Origin of the sequence: Paraburkholderia bonniea (assembly GCF_009455625.1) — a bacterium.
GTDB classification, from domain to species: domain Bacteria; phylum Pseudomonadota; class Gammaproteobacteria; order Burkholderiales; family Burkholderiaceae; genus Paraburkholderia; species Paraburkholderia bonniea.
In genome coordinates this window covers 2193850-2211340 of the sequence record NZ_QPEQ01000001.1, presented here as the reverse complement: position 1 = coordinate 2211340, position 17491 = coordinate 2193850, and the positions used below count along the sequence as shown (strand labels likewise).

Here is a 17491-nt window from a genome sequence, read left to right as displayed (position 1 = left end):
CACGCATGTTCTGGCGCAGCGCGGCTTGCATTACGGCGTCGCCCCTTGTGCGACAGGGCGCGACGGATCGGCACTCCATTCGCTCCATGAGCCGGGATAAAGTGCTGCGCCATGCAATCCGGCAATTTCCATTGCCAGCGCATTGTGGCAAGCCGTCACGCCAGAGCCGCATTGCAGCACCACGCGTTCGGGTGCAACGCCCGCCAGCAATGGGTTGAATGCCTCACGCAAGTCGTGGGCGCTTTTGAAGCGGCCATCGGCGCTGAGGTTGTCTTTGAAAAAGCGATTTAGCGCACCAGGAATATGGCCGCCAACACGGTCGAGGGTTTCGTTTTCACCGCGATAACGGTCGGCGGCCCGGGCGTCGATGATGACGCGCTCGCGCGTGGTCAGATTTTGCTCGACGGTTTGCGCATCGACGGTCACGGCAAGCGGCGCGCCTGCCTTGAAATCGCCCGGCGATGTGACAGCGGGCAGCGCCTGGGTGAGTGGCAAGCCAGCGGCCTGCCATGCTGGCAAGCCGCCATCGAGCAGTGCCACCGAGTCATGCCCCAGCCAGCGCAGCAGCCACCAGAGACGCGCGGCGAACATGCCACCCTGAGCGTCGTAGGCCAGCACTTGCTGGCCTTGGCGTAAGCCCGCTGCCGCAAGGCGGCTGACCAGCGCTGCGCGCTCAGGTAACGGATGGCGGCCATTCGTGCCGTTTTTGCCGCCAGAGAGATCCCGGTCCAGATGAAAGTAGTGCGCACCAGGCAGATGGCCGGCCGCGTAAGCGGCAGCGCCTGCAGTGGGGTCACCCAGATCGAAGCGGCAGTCGGCAATAAAAATCTGCTCGGGTGCGCTAGCCAGCCATGGCGCGAGATTGGCGGGGGAGATCAGCGTGGTGTAGTGGGTGTGAGGCATGACGGCTCCTGAAGAGGACGGGTCCGGCGGCACCGGGCGATGGCGCCAGTCTAAACAAAAAAGACGGGGGGTAGCCCGTCTTGTCTTGTTTTGCCTGCTCTGTTTCGGGGCGATGGCCGGGGCTGGGGTGCCTGGGTTGGTCCGCGTTTTGCGGCCAGGCGTTACCGTCAAATGGGCCGCTGTCATAGTGGCCTGGGCGGTGAGTCATGCCGGGCTGCTGCAAATCTTCACTTCAAACCCGCCTTAGACCGGACCCAGTTCGCGCCGTAAAAACTCATGGAAATGCTGCATGCCGTCTTCCATGGGGCTTTGATACGGGCCTACCTGGGATTCGCCACGGGCCATCAGGGCGCGCCGGCCGGCATCCATGCGCTCGGCGATTTCATCGTCTTCACGCGCGGTTTCCATATAGGCGGCGCGCTCTGCCTCGACAAAATCCCGCTCGAACAGCGCGATTTCTTCGGGGTAGTAAAACTCGACGATATTCGTGGTGTGCTGCGGGCCACGCGGAATCAGCCAGGACACGACCAGCACATGCGGATACCACTCGATCATGATGCCGGGGTAATACACCATCCAGATCGCGCCGAACTCTGGCGGTTTGCCGCCGCGAAAGCGCAGGACTTCGTCGTGCCACTTGCTGTAGACCGGGCTGCCCGGACGGGCTAGTTCATGATGCACGCCAACGGTTTGCACGCTGTACCACTCGCCGAATTCCCACGTCAGGTCGTCGCATGAGACAAAACTGCCCAGCCCTGGATGGAATGGCACCACGTGGTAGTCCTCGAGATACACCTCAATGAAGGTTTTCCAGTTGTACTGGCACTCGTGGACTTCGATGTGATCGAACATGTAGTTCGAAAAGTCGAAATGCTGCTGCGGACCGAGACGGGCCAGATCGTCAGCGACTTTGCGCCCGCCAGCTTCAAACAGCAGGCCATGCCAGTTCTGCAATGGCGTGGCATTGAGGTTCAGGCAGGGATTGTCAGGAAAATGCGGCGCGCCAAGCAACTGGCCATTCAGATCGTAGGTCCAGCGATGCAACGGGCACACGATATTGGCCGTCTGGCCGCGACCGTTGAGCATGATCGCTTGACGATGGCGGCAGACGTTGGAGAGCAGTTCGATACTGTTGTGCTCACGCGGGCTGTGTACGAGCACACGCCCCTCGCTTTCGCTGGGCAAGGCAAAGTAATCACCCGTTTCCGGCACCATAAGTTCGTGCCCGACGTAACGAGGACCTTTTTTGAAAAGAGTTTCGAGTTCACGCGTGAAAAGCGCTTCGTCAAAATAAGCCGTGACCGGCAACTGACTGAACTGATTGCGGACTGCCTCAGGCTGCAAAGCATTGTTCAGATTGGACATTCCCACTCCCGATGAAAACGTGAAAGCAGTGAACAACCCAACCATCGAAAATTCGATTTAGGGAAACTTCCGATTATAGCAGCTTTCGTTTTTGTAATGGCGTTTTGGCCGCTGACTCTGGCTAAAAATATTTTAATCCAGCAAATTTCAGGCTGATGTCCTGGAGAATTGGGGCGGCCTTGCATGGCTGTGTTTTGACCTGTCTGGCAGCGTTTAAACGCCCACACCGCGAGCCGGATTTGCCTGGCCAGGGCATGTGCGGGCGAGCCTTGGAGGATCGGCTGCCACGCTTTTGCCGTAGAATGCTCGACTTGTTTTAATTTTGCGATGATTCATGGCGAAAAGCGCAGCGAAAGAGATGGCAGAAACAGCAGAGGCGGCAGAAATGACAGCAGCGGCAAAAACGACCGGCAAGTCAGCCGCCACGCCCGGGCAGCAAGGCTCTGGCGCTGCTGGCCTGCCGCTTCCCGTGAACTATGAGGCGGCCCTGGCTGAGCTGGAAGAACTAGTGGCCAGGATGGAAGACGGAAGCCTGAGTCTCGAAGCCTCGCTTGCTGCTTACCGGCGTGGCGCGGCGCTCGTGACGTTTTGCCAGCAGCAACTGGAAGCCGTCGAACAGCAAGTGCGTGTGCTGGACGGCGAAACGCTCAAGCCCCTCTCTACACATCCCGCAGGCACCCTCGCTGCCGAGAGCGGAGACGATCTATGACGTTTGAACAATGGATGCGTTCGGTGCTCGAACGCGTCGAGATAGCGCTCGACAATTATTTGCCCGCGCCAGACACTGCGCCCGCACAGCTCCACGAAGCGATGCGCTACGCCATGCTGGGGGGCGGCAAGCGGGTGCGTCCGCTGCTGTGCCACGCCGCAGGTGAGCTGAGTGGCGCGCGTACCGAGGGTCTGGATGCAGCCTGCGCCGCCCTCGAAATGATTCACGTGTATTCGCTGGTGCATGACGACATGCCTTGCATGGACGACGACGCATTACGCCGTGGCAAACCGACCGTGCATGTGCAGTACGACGAGCCGACGGCGTTGCTGGTGGGGGATGCGTTACAGTCGCAGGCGTTTATCGCACTGACGGCTGAGGTGCTGACGCCGGTGCAGCAAGCTGCGCTGGTGCGCGAACTGGCGCTGGCCAGCGGCTCGGTGGGGATGGCCGGTGGTCAGGCGATTGATCTGGCCAGCGTGGGGCACAAGTTGACGCGCGAACAGCTCGAAACCATGCACCGGATGAAAACCGGCGCGCTTTTGCGTGCAGCTGTGCGCATGGGAGCGCTGGCAGGTGCGGCGCCAGACGCCGCGCAGATGCAGGCACTGGATGTTTATGCTGCCGCGGTTGGTCTGGCGTTTCAGGTGGTGGACGACATTCTCGACGTCACGACTGATTCCGCCACGCTGGGCAAAACCGCAGGCAAAGACGCGAAGGACGGCAAGCCGACCTACGTGTCGCTGATGGGACTGGACGCATCGCGTGCCCTCGCGGAGCAGTTGCGCGCCGAAGCACACGCCGCGCTGCTGCCTTTCGGCGAGCGCGCCCGGCGTCTCGCCGAGCTGGCTGACCTGGTGGTGAACCGGGTGAGTTGAAGACGTAAGCCCACCGCCGCGCGCCTGTTTTTTGTTTTTTTTAAGCACGTGCGTGAATGAAGTGCTGGCGCGTTGAGTTTTCCTACAATGGAACGACGATGTACGACTTGCTGAAAACCATCAATGATCCGGCTGCCTTGCGCCGCCTTGATCGCCGTCAATTGCAGCCCCTCGCTGACGAATTGCGCGCTTTCGTGCTCGATAGCGTGTCCCAGACAGGTGGACACCTGTCGTCTAACCTGGGCACGGTCGAGCTGACCATTGCGTTGCATTACGTATTCAATACGCCGCACGACCGGATTGTCTGGGACGTGGGCCATCAAACCTATCCGCACAAAATTCTGACGGGACGCCGCGACCAGATGCATTCGCTGCGCCAGCAAGGCGGGATTTCTGGTTTTCCACGCCGTAGCGAATCTGCTTACGACACGTTTGGCACCGCGCATTCCAGCACCTCGATTTCTGCGGCGCTGGGCATGGCGATTGCAGGCAAGTTGCAAGATGACGAGCGCTTTGCGATCGCTGTGATTGGTGATGGCGCGATGACCGCTGGCATGGCATTCGAGGCGATGAATAACGCCGGGGTCGCAGATGATGTACCGCTTCTGGTGATCCTGAACGACAACGACATGTCGATTTCGCCGCCCGTTGGCGCGTTAAATCGCCATCTGGCGCGTTTGATGTCTGGACGGTTTTATGCTGCCGCGCGGGCGGGGGTCGAACGGGTGTTGCGCGTCGCGCCGCCGGTGCTTGATCTGGCGCGCAAGCTGGAAGAGCACGCCAAAGGCATGATTGTGCCCGCCACGCTCTTCGAAGAATTTGGTTTCAACTACATTGGCCCGATCGACGGCCATGATCTCGATTCACTAATCCCGACGCTGCAAAACATCCGCGAGTTGCGCGGCCCGCAGTTTCTGCACGTCGTGACGAAAAAAGGGCAAGGCTACAAGCTGGCCGAAGCCGATCCGGTGCTCTATCACGGCCCGGGCAAATTCAATCCGGCCGAGGGCATCAAGCCTTCCACGGCACCTGCCAAAAAAACCTATACGCAAGTGTTTGGCGAGTGGCTGTGCGATGCGGCGGAACTCGATTCGCGCGTGGTGGCGATCACGCCTGCCATGCGCGAAGGCTCTGGCATGGTGGAGTTTGAAAAGCGCTTCCCCCAGCGTTACTTCGACGTCGGAATTGCTGAGCAGCATGCGGTGACATTCGCCGGCGGCCTTGCGGCCGATGGCATGAAGCCGGTGGTAGCGATTTATTCGACCTTCCTGCAGCGTGCCTACGACCAGTTGATTCACGACGTCGCGCTGCAAAATCTGCCAGTGGTATTTGCCATCGACCGCGCGGGTCTGGTGGGTGCCGATGGCGCGACGCACGCAGGCGCTTACGATCTGGCGTTCCTGCGCTGTATTCCAAACATGACGGTGATGGCGGCATCCGATGAAAACGAATGCCGTCAGATGCTGCACACCGCGCTGCAGCAGCCTAATCCGACGGCAGTGCGCTATCCGCGCGGCGCGGGCACCGGGGTGGCGACGGTTAAGCAGATGGCAGCGTTGCCGCTTGGTAAAGGTGAAATACGGCGCGAAAGCGCACAGCCTGCTGGCAAGCGCGTGGCGATTCTGGCCTTTGGCACGATGGTCGCGCCTTCGCTGGCTGCGGCTCAGGAGCTGGACGCCACGGTGGCCAATATGCGTTTCGTGAAGCCGCTCGATGCCGAGCTCGTGCGCCAGTTGGCTGACACGCATGATTATCTGGTGACGGTCGAAGAGGGCTGCGTGATGGGCGGGGCGGGCTCTGCCTGCGTCGAAGCGCTGCTGGAGCGCGGCACACTTCGGCCGGTCTTGCAACTGGGCCTGCCAGACCGCTTCATTGACCACGGTGAGCCCGCCAGGCTTCTGGCCGAGTGCGGGCTGGATGCCACAGGCATCGCACGCTCGATCCGCACGCGTTTTCTCGACGAAAATGCAGCCGCAGGGCAATCAGTCAAGCGGGTTGCTTGATACAGCTCATAGGCTTTTCTAGTTACCCCCCGTTTTTTATGAATCGACCGGCCTGCTGGGTCTGGTGATGCCGGCCACAAGGCTGGCATCTGGCCGTCAGGTGCGGTTCACCCGGCCTGCACGGTAAGTTGAGGAACGAACATGAATCAGATGAACCCGGCCTTTGTGATGCCCGATGTGCAAAGCACGGTCGATACCCGTCAAATTCCGATCCAGCGCGTGGGGGTCAAGGCCGTGCGGCATCCGCTGACGGTGCGTACTCAGGACGGTGCCACGCAACCTACCGTGGGCCTGTGGAACCTTGATGTGGCGTTGCCTGCGACGCAAAAGGGCACGCATATGTCGCGTTTCGTGGCCCTGCTCGAAGAAAACAAGGTTCCGCTGGATCTGCCCAGGTTCCGCGCGATGCTGGCCATGATGCTGGAACGGCTTGAAGCCAGTGCAGGCCGGATCGAAGTGTCGTTTCCTTATTTTGTGAACAAGACCGCCCCGGTATCTGGTGTGCAAAGTTTGCTGGATTACGAAGTCACCCTCACTGGCGACATGCGGGCCGGGGTGACGCGGGTGTTTCTGAAGGTGCTCGTGCCGGTAACGAGCCTGTGCCCTTGTTCAAAGAAAATCTCGCAATACGGCGCGCATAACCAGCGTTCGCACGTGACACTCGACGTCGAACTGGCTGACGAAATGCCGGTTGAAACGCTGATTCGCATTGCCGAAGAAGAAGCCTCGTGCGAACTCTGGGGGCTGCTCAAGCGTCCCGATGAAAAATTCGTTACGGAGCGCGCTTATGAAAATCCGAAATTTGTCGAAGACTTGGTGCGCGACGTCGCGCAACGTCTGAACGCAGATTCCCGGATCGTGGCTTATGTGCTGGAGGCGGAAAATTTCGAATCCATTCATAACCACAGTGCTTATGCGCTGATTGAGCACGACAAGCGACGCATCGCAGCAGCTTGAGCCTCGGGCTTGAGCCGGGGTGAGCAGATGAGCCGCTGCCAGAGCGAAAGGCGAAGCGACCCCAGGCTAGCGACGCGGACGCGATACAAACCGTAAAAATAATCAGGGCCGCTCAATGATTCATTGAGCGGCCCTTGTTGTAAGCGGTGTCACGAACTCAGGTTTAACGCGCGAGCGAAGCAAGATCCCAGCGGGGCTTGACGGTAAACGCATAGTTTTTGTCCGCTTGCTCCGGCCAGCGTTGCAGCCTGAGCGCGCCGGCCAGCGCGATCATCGCGCCGTTATCGGTGCATAACGCCAGATCCGGGTAATACACCTCAAAGCCGCGCCGCACGGCTGCCGCAGATAGCGCATCGCGCAACTGCCGGTTAGCGCCAACACCCCCCGCGACCACCAGACGGCGCAAACCGGTTTGCTTCAGCGCCGCAAGCGATTTGGCCACGAGCACTTCAATGGCCGCATCGACAAAACCCCGCGCGAGATCCGCCTTGTCTTGTTCACACACGTTGGAGCCGAGTTTTTTCACGTGTGTCAGAACGGCTGTTTTGAGCCCGCTAAAGCTGAAATCGAGGTTGCCGGAATGCAGCATGGGCCGTGGCAGTGTCACCGTGCCAGGCATGCCGAACTGCGCCATGCGCGAGATCTCGGGCCCACCCGGATAGCCGAGGCCCAGCAGCTTGGCCGTTTTGTCGAAAGCTTCGCCAGCGGCGTCATCCAGCGTTTCACCGAGGGTTTCATAGACGCCCACGCCGGTCACGCGCATCAATTGCGTGTGGCCACCGGAGACCAGTAGCGCAACGAACGGAAACGGCGGTGGTGCCGCCACCAGCAGCGGCGAGAGCAGATGCCCTTCAAGGTGATGAATGCCGATGGTGGGTTTATCCCATGCCATTGCCAGCGCATTGGCGATGCTCGCGCCGACTAGCAGTGCGCCCGCGAGCCCGGGCCCTTGCGTGAACGCGATGGCGTCGATGGCCTGGGGCGTGGTGGCGGCCTGTGCGAGGACTTCTTCGAGCAGGGGTAAGGCGCGGCGAATGTGATCGCGCGATGCCAGCTCGGGTACGACGCCGCCGTACTCCTGGTGCATGGCGATTTGCGAGTGCAGCGCGTGCGCCAGCAAGCCGCGCTCAGTGTCGTAGAGCGCAAGGCCGGTTTCGTCGCAGGAGCTTTCGATGCCAAGAACGAGCATGTTGTGGAGGAGAAGTGAGACGGCTGGGAAGACCGGCAGGGCTGGGGGAAATGGCTGCGTCAGGCTGCGCGCATGACCAGGAGCGCGCGTGATTCAAGCAGCGAAAAGCTACAGTGAGCGTGCAAAAAACAGCCGCAAAGTATAGCAGTGCGGGCTTGAGGGCCGCGGGTACAATGCGCGCCATGAAAGCATTTGATATAGCGGTGATTGGCGCGGGTGCGGCCGGCATGATGTGCGCGGCGGTGGCTGGACAACGCGGAGCACGTGTGGTGCTGATCGACCATTCGCCCCGGCTGGCAGAAAAAATCCGCATCTCTGGAGGCGGGCGTTGCAACTTCACCAACCTCTATGCGGGGCCTGCGAATTACCTGTCGGCCAACCCGCATTTTTGCCGCTCGGCGCTCGCGCGTTACACCCCGCGCGATTTCATGGCGCTGCTCAAGCGTTATCACGTGAGCTGGCACGAAAAGCATAAAGGGCAGTTGTTTTGCGATCAGTCGAGCGATGCGGTGATCGACGTGCTCAAAAACGAATGCGAGGCGGGCCGGGTCGCATGGCGGCGGCCGCTGGTGGTAAGCCAGGTGCGTCAGGACGCGGCCGGAGGGTTTGTGCTGGATACCCCATCCGGGGTGATCGAAGCCCGCGCGCTGGTGGTGGCCACAGGCGGGCTGTCGATTCCAAAAATCGGTGCGACCGATTTTGCTTTTCGCGTAGCCAAGCAGTTTGGCCACAAGCTGGTGGATACCCGTCCGGCACTGGTGCCGCTGACCTTCGCTGCACACGACTGGGCCCCGTTCGCCGCGCTCTCCGGGGTGTCGCTGGCGGCTCAGATGACGACGGGCAAGGGCCGCACTGGCGCGGAGTTTACCGAAGACCTGCTGTTCACCCATCGCGGCCTGTCGGGGCCCGGTGTGCTGCAGATTTCCAGCTACTGGCAACCGGGCGAGCCGATTCACCTGAACTTGCTGCCGGAACAGGACGCGGGGCACGCCTTGCTGGAAGCGAAAGCGAGCGTCCGGCGCACGATTGTGAACCTGCTGGCGGAATGGTTGCCCGCGCGCGTCGCCGAGACCTGGCTCGAAACCCAGGGCGTTGCCGCGCAAGCGCGCGTTGCCGATCTGCCGGACCGGACGTTGCGCCAGATAGGGGCTGCGCTCTCGCGCTGGAGCCTGATGCCAAATGGCACGGAGGGTTATCGCAAGGCTGAGGTCACGCGCGGCGGAGTGGATACGCGTGATTTGTCATCGACGACGATGATGAGCCAGCGGGTGCCGGGGTTGTACTTCATCGGCGAAGCGGTGGATGTGACCGGCTGGCTGGGGGGCTATAACTTCCAGTGGGCGTGGGCCTCAGGCGTTGCCGCAGGTGAAGCGGCAGCGGACTATGCGCGGCATCCCATGCCGGTTTGACGCATGGCCGGTGTGTGGCGGGGGCTCTGTTATACTCGCCAGTCTTTGCGAACCCCGTCACGCTGAAACAGGGCGCGAAAACGTGTTCTGAGGCACTGACGCACGTACTGGCCTGAGTGGCCGGACTCGATCCCTGCGGCATATCTGCGCCGCGCTGCGGCACTTTCATTGTGCGAATTCGCATCAACCCGCTTGAGGGCATTTCCCAAGCGGGTTTTTGTGTTGTGGCGCAATGTTTTTTTCGGGGTTTCGCACGCTTTTTCAAGTCACAGCATTTATTCAGTTAGCCAAAAGGTGAGCCCGATGAGTCTCAAGGAACAGATCAACGACGACATGAAAGCCGCGATGCGGGCCCGCGAAACCGGGCGTCTCGGCACGATTCGTCTGGTGCTGGCGGCGATCAAGCAACGCGAAGTCGATGAACGAGTGACGCTTGATGACGCAGCTATCACCGCTGTGATCGACAAGATGATCAAGCAGCGCAAAGACTCGATTAGCCAGTTTGAAACCGCTGGGCGCGCTGACCTGGTTGAACAGGAAAATGCTGAACTGGCTGTGCTGACGGCCTATATGCCCGAGCAGTTATCCGCCACCGAAATTGACGCCCAGGTAGCTGCCGCGATTGCCCAGACGGGCGCGGCTGGGCCACAGGACATGGGCAAGGTCATGGGCGTGTTGAAGCCTGCGCTGGCGGGCCGTGCTGACATGACAGCTGTCTCCGCGCGGGTCAAGGCGGCACTCGCCAGCTAGTTCTGGTTCTGGTTTTTCAGCGGCACGCATTGGCGTGCCGCTTCGTCTTCAAGGTTGCGTTAAGCCACTGTGATTCCGCACTCGTTTCTTCAGGATCTACTGAACCGTATCGACATCGTCGATGTGGTCGGACGGTATGTCCAACTGAAAAAGGGCGGGGCGAATTTCATGGGGCTGTGCCCTTTTCATAACGAAAAAAGCCCGTCATTTACGGTGAGTCCGACCAAGCAGTTCTATCACTGCTTTGGTTGCGGGGCTCATGGCACCGCGATTGGTTTTTTGATGGAGCACGCCGGGCTGACTTTTCCCGAGGCGGTCAATGAACTGGCGCAGTCAGTTGGGCTGACCGTGCCGCAAGAGCCATCACCGGCACGCGGCGGTGGCGAGGGTTATGCACCAGCGGTAGCAAAAGCCGTGACCACGGCGCTTGCGGATGTGACCCAACTGGCGTGTGATTTTTATCGCAAGCAACTGCGCGGCGCGCCCAGCGCGATTCAGTATCTGAAGCAGCGCGGTTTGACCGGTGAGGTGGCGGCCCGTTTCGGGCTGGGTTACGCCCCCGACGGCTGGCAGAATCTGGAAGCGGCTTTTCCCGACTATCGCAATGAAGCACTGGTTGAATCCGGGCTGGTCATCGTCAGTGACAAAACTGGTAGCCAGGGCGAAGCGCGCCGCTATGACCGCTTCCGCGAGCGGATCATGTTCCCCATCCGTAATGTGAAGGGGCAAGTGATTGGCTTTGGTGGCCGGGTGCTGGATGGCGGTGAACCCAAATATTTGAATTCTCCGGAAACGCCGCTATTTAACAAAGGCAGCGAGCTATATGGCCTGTTCGAGGCGCGTCTGGCGATCAGGGAGCAAGGTTACGCGCTGGTGGTCGAAGGTTATATGGATGTTGTCGCGCTGGCCCAGCTTGGCTTTCAGAATGCTGTGGCGACGCTGGGTACAGCATGCACGCCGGTTCATGTGCAAAAGCTGCTGCGCCAGACCGATACCGTGATTTTCAGCTTTGATGGCGATGGGGCGGGCCGCCGTGCTGCGCGTCGCGCGCTGGATGCGTGTTTGCCGCACGCGGCGGATAACCGGACGATCCGTTTTTTGTTTTTACCGCCTGAGCATGATCCCGATAGCTATGTGCGCGAATTTGGCGCGCAAGTGTTTGGCGAACAGGTCGAGCGGGCGATGCCGCTGTCGCAGTTTTTGCTCAACGAAGTGCTGGCGGGCAAAGAGCTGGATCAGCCTGAGGGCCGGGCACGGGCGCTATTCGATGCCAAGCCGCTGTTGCAGGCGCTGCCGGCCAACGCGTTGCGCTCGCAGATCATGCATCTGTTTGCCGACCGGCTCGCTGTGCCATTTGAAGAAGTGGCGGCACTGTGTGAGGTCGATGCGCGGATTGCTGCCGCTAGCCGTCAGGCACCTGCGCGCAAAGACCGGCGCAGTGTGACGGGCATCGAAGAAATTACGTTACGTAATCTGGTGATGTACCCGCGTATTGTCGCGGTGCTCGACGAAGACGCCGAGCAGGCCTTGCTCAGCATTGGCCGGCATGCAGAACTGTTTGAAGAAGTGACGACGCATGCCCGTGCGCTGGGTGAGGCGGCTGAGTTTCAGTTGCTGTCGGATTTGTTGCGCAACGGTGCAAACGCAGCCACTTTCGAAGAAATTTTTCGCAAAATTCTGAACTATGATGAAAACGTGCGGGATCTGCTGATGGCCAATCCGGGCGACCCTGCTGTGGTGGAAAAGCGTCAAGAGCAGGAGCGGATCGTTGGCGAAGAACTCAAGGCGGCGATTCTCAGAATGCGTTATGACGCCTGCGGCAAGCGTCTTGAAATCTTGTCACGACAGTCCCGGCATAGTCCGGAAGAGTTGCTTGAATACACCAGCCTGAACCAGATACGAGCGGTGATGAAACGCCAGCTTGAGGGGGGGTAGGGTGCTGCGGTGCTATAATTAAAGGTTTTCAGCTGTTTCCAGTTTCATTTCCAGGATTCCCAGGTAAAAAAGGGCGATTGCAATGGCAAAGACTACGAGCGGGAAAAAAGCGACAGGCAAGGGTTCTGAGGAGCCGACCAAAAAGGTCACACAGGCCAAATCTGCTTCTTCCGCGAAAAAAGCGTCTGCTGCCAGCGAGGCGCCTGCTACTGGGCACGAATCTTCGGCCATGCCGGCGCAGCACGCGCCGGTGAAGGTGGCGAAAGCCGCCGCATCTGCCGCTAAGCGGCCGGGTGCAAGAAGTTCAAAGGAAGCGGCTGCCGCGCGGGACGATGCGGCAGCACGCAAGACTCAAGCATCCACGGTTCAACCGGCTGTTGTCCAGCAGCCGCGAGTCGAGACTAAAGCCGGTACGGCGAACTCCATGACGAAAAAGCTGAACGAAGTACCTGCCGGGGACAATGCGGCCCCGAGCGAAGAGGTTGCCGTTGTGCCCGCCAAAGTTGAAAAGGTGAAGGCGCGCGATCGCCGCGCCAAAGAAAAGGCATTGCTGAAAGACGCTTTTGCCTCGACCCAGCCAGGCACCGCTGAAGAGCTTGAAGAACGCCGCGCGAAGCTGCGGGCGTTGATCAAGCTCGGCAAGGAACGTGGCTTTCTGACTTACGCTGAAATCAACGACCACCTGCCTGATAACTTCGCTGAAACCGAGGCGATTGAAGGCATCATCAGCACGTTCAACGATATGGGCGTGGCGGTTTATGAGCAGGCCCCGGACGCTGAAACCCTGCTGCTGAACGACAATGCGCCTGCTGCTTCATCGGATGACGAAGCCGAAGAAGAAGCCGAAGTAGCGCTGTCCACGGTCGATTCCGAATTTGGCCGCACTACTGACCCGGTTCGCATGTATATGCGCGAAATGGGCACGGTTGAGCTGCTGACGCGCGAAGGCGAAATTGAAATCGCCAAGCGCATCGAAGATGGCCTGAAGCATATGGTGATGGCAATTTCCGCTTGCCCCACGACGATTGCTGACATTCTGGCGATGGCGGAGCGTGTGGCGAATGAAGAAATTCGCATCGACGAGCTGGTAGACGGCCTGATCGACGCCAATGCAGAGGATGCCGACGGATTTTCGCCGCAGGAAGCAGAAGCGATCGAGAGCGAGCCGGAAGAAGCCGAAGAAACCGAAGAAGACACGCCGGAAGAAGACGATGGCACGGCGCAAGCCACGGCCAATGCGGCGCAGATGGAAGCGTTGCGTCGCGCATCACTGGAAAAATTCGCGTCAATCAGCGAGTGGTTCGACAAGATGCGCCGCGCGTTCGAGAAAGAAGGCTATAAATCGAAGGCTTATCTAAAAGCGCAGGAAACCATCCAGACTGAACTCATGACCGTCCGCTTTACGGCGCGCACGGTGGAGCGTCTGTGTGACACGCTGCGCGCCCAGGTGGACGAAGTCCGCCAGGTTGAGCGGCAAATTCTGCATACGGTTGTTGATAAATGCGGCATGCCGCGCGCTGAATTTATCGCCCGTTTCCCAGGCAATGAAACCGATCTGAAATGGGCCGACAAGATTGTCGCGGAAGGTCATGCGTATAGCGCGATCTTGACGCGAAATATTCCGGCTATCAGCGAGCAACAGCAGCGGCTTCTTGATTTGCAGGCGCGCGTGGTGCTGCCGCTCAAAGACCTGAAAGAGACCAATCGCCAGATGGCGGCGGGCGAACTGAAGGCGCGGCAAGCCAAGCGTGAAATGACTGAGGCTAACTTGCGTCTCGTGATTTCGATTGCGAAGAAGTACACGAACCGTGGCTTGCAGTTTCTTGACCTGATTCAGGAAGGCAATATCGGCCTGATGAAAGCGGTGGACAAGTTTGAATATCGCCGTGGCTACAAGTTTTCGACTTATGCGACATGGTGGATTCGCCAGGCCATTACACGCTCGATTGCCGACCAGGCGCGCACGATCCGGATTCCGGTTCACATGATCGAAACGATCAACAAGATGAACCGTATTTCACGCCAGATTCTGCAGGAAACCGGACTTGAGCCGGATCCAGCAACGCTGGCCGAAAAGATGGAAATGCCGGAAGACAAAATTCGCAAGATCATGAAGATTGCGAAAGAGCCGATTTCGATGGAAACACCGATTGGTGATGACGATGATTCCCACCTCGGTGATTTCATTGAAGACACGAATACGGTTGCTCCAGCTGATGCAGCGCTTCATGCGAGCATGCGCGACGTCGTTAAGGATGTGCTTGATTCACTGACACCGCGTGAGGCCAAGGTGTTGCGCATGCGCTTTGGTATCGAGATGAGTACGGATCACACGCTGGAAGAGGTGGGCAAGCAGTTTGACGTGACGCGTGAGCGGATTCGCCAGATCGAGGCTAAGGCACTGCGCAAGTTGCGTCATCCAAGCCGCTCGGACAAGCTGAAGTCGTTCCTGGAAGGCAGTTAAGCGAATACTTCGGGTGCTGTGAGGTGGCGGTATTGCTGAAACGGCATCTGGTGTCAGGGCTTTCGGGTCGTGCGTTGTAGCATCTCCGCAACGTCGGCTTGATGGCCCTTTTTTCGTGTAATATCCGCTGCCAATAAACACTAGATGTGCCATTGCCTTGGGGATGTGTTGGCAGGTTGGCAGTGGCAGCGTTGATAGCAGTGTCGGGGCCTCTAGCTCATGCTTGGTTAGAGCAGCGGACTTAGCAGGTGTTCTCCTAAGGCTTGATTCAAGTACGGAGTGCACCAGATGGGTTGCCTTGGGGCAAGTTCACTCTGCCCTTCGGTAGAATTGCTCAAATTCGGGGAAACCTCTGGTGTTGATCGCCGTGGCAATCCCGAGCGAAGCTCTCAAGGATCGAGAGAACGTGTAGAGACTGTACGGGCAAGTCGTAAAGACAAGAGACAGTCCAGACCACAAACCCGAAAGGGGCAGCGAAAGCTGTAGCTGGTAAGCATAATCCGTTGGTGCCGTGTTCGACTCACGGGAGGCCCACCAAATAAAAGCCGCAGCACGTTTAACGTGCTGCGGCTTTTTCATTTGCGCGCTAAAGGCGCGGCAAAAAATTAAGTGATATGCGGTGAATTAGCCGCGAGTATCGACCCAATGGCGGGCCCATTTATATGAATGCTGGAGCGCTTGCTCTTCGCTCTTGAAGTAATCAAGTGCATAAAATTGATAACGCTGTGCTTCAACTGCGTGACTTGGTCGCTCAAGCAATAAGTTAGATGAGAAAAAACCGTCTGGCAGACGATGCGCCGAGGGCTGGATCGCGTAGCCGTTGTAATGATGTGTTTTTATGTTTTGCATATTATTTTTTAAGTTGTGCAGCACCCTGCTCCTAATTTGAAAAATCAGGGTGCGAGTTGCATCCGTGCCATCAAGGCAACGGGTTGATAAACCAGGCAAGGAAACGAGCTGAACTGAAGAAGGGGGCTGAAAAAACAAGCCTGAAGAATGAAAGCAGCGAAACGGCTGGTACCGATAAAACTTTCGGCGTCAACGATGGGAGGCTAGCTCCGCGGAGGGGTCGCTGCATTCAGACCCGCCAGGGGCGGGCCTGAATTGTCACACTTTACAGCGGCTTGATATTAGCCGCTTGCAGACCCTTCGGGCCTTGCTTCGTTTCGAAACTGACTTTTTGATTTTCAGCGAGTGTTTTAAAACCATCACCGCTGATTTCTGAAAAATGGGCAAAAAGGTCATCACCACCTGCATCAGGGGTAATAAAACCAAAGCCCTTGCTGTCGTTAAACCACTTTACGGTACCGGTATCCATGAGAAATCCTGAGAAAAATAAAAAAATCGCTCTGTTTAGAGCACTGGAAGTATCAAGGAGGGAGAGGACAACGAATACCGCAGAGAGGAAGCGGGCAATTGATGAACAGCAATCGAACTTCTTGAACTTCAGGCCGCACCTTAACCGGCGTGGTTGCGAGAGTCAAGGCTTTTCTTGTAAAAATGAATGGATGTATCTAGCAGGCTGGTTTGAATGTTTTGGCTCTTTCGAACGGATTAGTGCGCGGTCTGACTGGTTAAAAAGGAGGGTTCAATGATCAATACTGCGTGCGCAGTTGGGCAAAACCGGTGTTAGAATTCGCCTCGGATCAATGCTGTCACCCTTGCGTTATCTGGCTGTTCCCGCTTGGTCCTTACTGCGCTGGTTCTTGCCGCAGGGGCTTCTACAGCAAACATATGATCCATTCAAGACGCAGTTTTTGATCGACTATCGCGGCTGTCGTTATCGGCAGGTGGTCTATGCCGGTTGCGCGCATTATCCATTTACGCGAATGCATCATGAGCTTATTCGTCTGACCCAATATTTTGTATTCAGGCTGCGCTGCAAGGCGTGAGGCAATTGTTTTCTAGTGCGAGCGCATTGTCGCCGCGAAACCGGTAAGTTATGAAACAGCGAGAGGAACAACGAGTGTTGGAACTCGACGGGCAGGCGCGTGAGCGTCTGATTCTGTGGATTCGACGTCGTATGGATGAGTTTGGTATTACGCTCGAGGCTTTAAGCGCAGCGATAGAGATCGAAGCGGCAAAGCCAAAGTATCGGGATGCCTACGGTAACGTCTGGGATGGCAACGGTGACCGGCCTGACTGGCTAACCCGGGCGATTCATGCGGGTCAGAATATCGAGCATTTCCGGTGCTAAATACCGTATTTGTCGTATTGCATGGCATCTCGAATATCTAAATGCCATTAACGTAAAAAACCTGCATGTGGCAGGTTTTTTACGTTGGCAGAAAAACGCGATGCTGTGAGGGGCGTTATATCCGGGTCATAAATCAAAAAAGACCGTTTCACGCGCGCCTTGCATATGAATATCAAAGCGGTACACCGTCTGGTTCGGTTGCGTGTCTTTTTGCGCAATTAATGTGGCGCGTCTGTTTTCAGGTACTGAGCCAAGCACCGGGTCGCTGTCATTGGCGCTGGTTTCATCACTGAAATAAATCCGTGTAAAGACATGTAGCAGTAAGCCGCGCATTGTCACGATCAGCTTCAGATGGGGTGCTTCGCCGTTTGCGGCGCGCTCTGCCGTCAGGCCTGGTTTGATCGTTTTGACGATAAAGCGGTGCTCTGCGTCAGTGCCGGTGCCCACCCGGGCGAAGCCGCGAAAACCTGTCGCCGCAGCCGCCTCGCGTGAGGCGGGATAGCCGCCCTGGCTGTCTGTTTGCGCTACTTCCAGCAGCGCGTCACCAATGGTGTGGCCGTTGCCATCAAATATCTGCCCAATAATCGTGATCGGCTCGCCTGGTGTGCCGGGGCTTGTGAGTTCCGGTGTCAGCAGGCTTTTGAAGTCATAGCCATATTGTTCCGGGCATAGGCCGTAGGCGAAATACGGCCCGACGGTTTGCGATGGTGTCTGTTTCAGTTCAGTCATGGT

Annotated in this window: 15 protein-coding genes; 9 read left to right on the top strand and 6 right to left on the bottom strand. The window is 58.2% G+C overall.

The features are described from left to right. Window positions 1-30 precede the first annotated feature (30 nt). Both GH656_RS09595 and GH656_RS09590 read right to left on the bottom strand, forming a co-directional pair. Window positions 31-903, bottom strand: a complete 873-nt coding sequence (locus GH656_RS09595; protein ID WP_153075670.1) for a sulfurtransferase — start codon at window positions 901-903, stop codon at window positions 31-33. A gap of 243 nt (window positions 904-1146) precedes the next feature. Next, window positions 1147-2268 (bottom strand): aromatic ring-hydroxylating oxygenase subunit alpha, encoded by a 1122-nt coding sequence (locus tag GH656_RS09590; RefSeq protein ID WP_153075669.1) that lies wholly within the window; start codon window positions 2266-2268, stop codon window positions 1147-1149. A 385-nt stretch (window positions 2269-2653) separates the two neighbouring features. Between GH656_RS09590 and GH656_RS09585 the strand changes: the two genes are divergently transcribed. From GH656_RS09585 to folE2, 4 genes are all read left to right on the top strand, one after another. Beyond that, a complete protein-coding gene (locus tag GH656_RS09585) occupies window positions 2654-2977 on the top strand; it encodes an exodeoxyribonuclease VII small subunit (RefSeq protein WP_153076624.1) in 324 nt (107 codons plus the stop codon). Beyond that, window positions 2974-3855: a polyprenyl synthetase family protein gene (locus GH656_RS09580; protein ID WP_153075668.1), complete on the top strand. Its 882-nt coding sequence runs from the start codon at window positions 2974-2976 to the stop codon at window positions 3853-3855. Before GH656_RS09585 ends, GH656_RS09580 begins: the two co-directional genes overlap by 4 nt. Window positions 3856-3953: 98 nt before the next feature. After that, the gene (gene dxs / locus GH656_RS09575; protein WP_153075667.1) at window positions 3954-5858 is read left to right on the top strand and encodes a 1-deoxy-D-xylulose-5-phosphate synthase; all 1905 of its coding nucleotides are present in this window, start codon (window positions 3954-3956) and stop codon (window positions 5856-5858) included. Window positions 5859-5999: 141 nt separating this feature from the next. Further along, window positions 6000-6815, top strand: coding sequence for a GTP cyclohydrolase FolE2 (folE2, locus tag GH656_RS09570; protein ID WP_153075666.1), 816 nt, complete (start codon window positions 6000-6002; stop codon window positions 6813-6815). 163 nt (window positions 6816-6978) lie between these two features. Here folE2 and tsaD read toward each other — a convergent pair whose 3' ends face one another. Beyond that, window positions 6979-8004: a tRNA (adenosine(37)-N6)-threonylcarbamoyltransferase complex transferase subunit TsaD gene (gene tsaD / locus GH656_RS09565; protein ID WP_153075665.1), complete on the bottom strand. Its 1026-nt coding sequence runs from the start codon at window positions 8002-8004 to the stop codon at window positions 6979-6981. A 119-nt stretch (window positions 8005-8123) separates the two neighbouring features. Here tsaD and GH656_RS09560 point away from each other — a divergent pair, with 119 nt between their 5' ends. The 4 genes from GH656_RS09560 (at window position 8124) to rpoD (ending at window position 14562) form a co-directional block, all read left to right on the top strand. Then, window positions 8124-9413 (top strand): BaiN/RdsA family NAD(P)/FAD-dependent oxidoreductase, encoded by a 1290-nt coding sequence (locus GH656_RS09560; RefSeq protein WP_281349645.1) that lies wholly within the window; start codon window positions 8124-8126, stop codon window positions 9411-9413. 303 nt (window positions 9414-9716) lie between these two features. Further along, complete coding sequence (locus tag GH656_RS09555; RefSeq protein WP_153075663.1) at window positions 9717-10163, top strand: GatB/YqeY domain-containing protein; 447 nt, start codon at window positions 9717-9719, stop codon at window positions 10161-10163. A 69-nt stretch (window positions 10164-10232) separates the two neighbouring features. After that, window positions 10233-12098 carry a DNA primase gene (gene dnaG, locus GH656_RS09550; protein WP_153075662.1) on the top strand — a complete coding sequence of 622 codons (1866 nt, stop codon included), beginning with the start codon at window positions 10233-10235 and terminating at the stop codon, window positions 12096-12098. Between the two features lie 82 nt (window positions 12099-12180). Continuing rightward, window positions 12181-14562, top strand: a complete 2382-nt coding sequence (gene rpoD, locus GH656_RS09545) for an RNA polymerase sigma factor RpoD (protein ID WP_153075661.1) — start codon at window positions 12181-12183, stop codon at window positions 14560-14562. Between the two features lie 624 nt (window positions 14563-15186). Here the strand turns inward: rpoD and GH656_RS09540 are convergent. Both GH656_RS09540 and GH656_RS09535 read right to left on the bottom strand, forming a co-directional pair. After that, entirely contained in the window at window positions 15187-15411 is a 225-nt protein-coding gene (locus tag GH656_RS09540; protein WP_153076623.1) for a hypothetical protein, read from the bottom strand. 265 nt (window positions 15412-15676) lie between these two features. After that, window positions 15677-15880, bottom strand: coding sequence for a cold-shock protein (locus GH656_RS09535; RefSeq protein ID WP_153075660.1), 204 nt, complete (start codon window positions 15878-15880; stop codon window positions 15677-15679). 624 nt (window positions 15881-16504) lie between these two features. Here GH656_RS09535 and GH656_RS09530 point away from each other — a divergent pair. After that, complete coding sequence (locus GH656_RS09530; RefSeq protein ID WP_153075659.1) at window positions 16505-16759, top strand: H-NS family nucleoid-associated regulatory protein; 255 nt, start codon at window positions 16505-16507, stop codon at window positions 16757-16759. Window positions 16760-16885: 126 nt separating this feature from the next. Here the strand turns inward: GH656_RS09530 and pcaG are convergent, their stop codons facing one another. Further along, window positions 16886-17488, bottom strand: coding sequence for a protocatechuate 3,4-dioxygenase subunit alpha (gene pcaG, locus GH656_RS09525; RefSeq protein ID WP_153075658.1), 603 nt, complete (start codon window positions 17486-17488; stop codon window positions 16886-16888). Window positions 17489-17491 lie beyond the last annotated feature (3 nt).

Excerpts from the sequence above, each read along its gene's own strand:
- rpoD (WP_153075661.1), top strand. The coding sequence starts at position 12,181 with ATGGCAAAGACTACGAGCGGGAAAAAAGCGACAGGCAAGGGTTCTGAG.
- GH656_RS09540 (WP_153076623.1), bottom strand. The coding sequence starts at position 15,411 with ATGCAAAACATAAAAACACATCATTACAACGGCTACGCGATCCAGCCC.
- GH656_RS09535 (WP_153075660.1), bottom strand. The coding sequence starts at position 15,880 with ATGGATACCGGTACCGTAAAGTGGTTTAACGACAGCAAGGGCTTTGGT.
- GH656_RS09590 (WP_153075669.1), bottom strand. The coding sequence starts at position 2,268 with ATGTCCAATCTGAACAATGCTTTGCAGCCTGAGGCAGTCCGCAATCAG.
- dxs (WP_153075667.1), top strand. The coding sequence starts at position 3,954 with ATGTACGACTTGCTGAAAACCATCAATGATCCGGCTGCCTTGCGCCGC.
- GH656_RS09585 (WP_153076624.1), top strand. The coding sequence starts at position 2,654 with ATGACAGCAGCGGCAAAAACGACCGGCAAGTCAGCCGCCACGCCCGGG.
- GH656_RS09580 (WP_153075668.1), top strand. The coding sequence starts at position 2,974 with ATGACGTTTGAACAATGGATGCGTTCGGTGCTCGAACGCGTCGAGATA.
- folE2 (WP_153075666.1), top strand. The coding sequence starts at position 6,000 with ATGAATCAGATGAACCCGGCCTTTGTGATGCCCGATGTGCAAAGCACG.
- pcaG (WP_153075658.1), bottom strand. The coding sequence starts at position 17,488 with ATGACTGAACTGAAACAGACACCATCGCAAACCGTCGGGCCGTATTTC.
- GH656_RS09555 (WP_153075663.1), top strand. The coding sequence starts at position 9,717 with ATGAGTCTCAAGGAACAGATCAACGACGACATGAAAGCCGCGATGCGG.
- GH656_RS09595 (WP_153075670.1), bottom strand. The coding sequence starts at position 903 with ATGCCTCACACCCACTACACCACGCTGATCTCCCCCGCCAATCTCGCG.
- GH656_RS09530 (WP_153075659.1), top strand. The coding sequence starts at position 16,505 with ATGAAACAGCGAGAGGAACAACGAGTGTTGGAACTCGACGGGCAGGCG.
- tsaD (WP_153075665.1), bottom strand. The coding sequence starts at position 8,004 with ATGCTCGTTCTTGGCATCGAAAGCTCCTGCGACGAAACCGGCCTTGCG.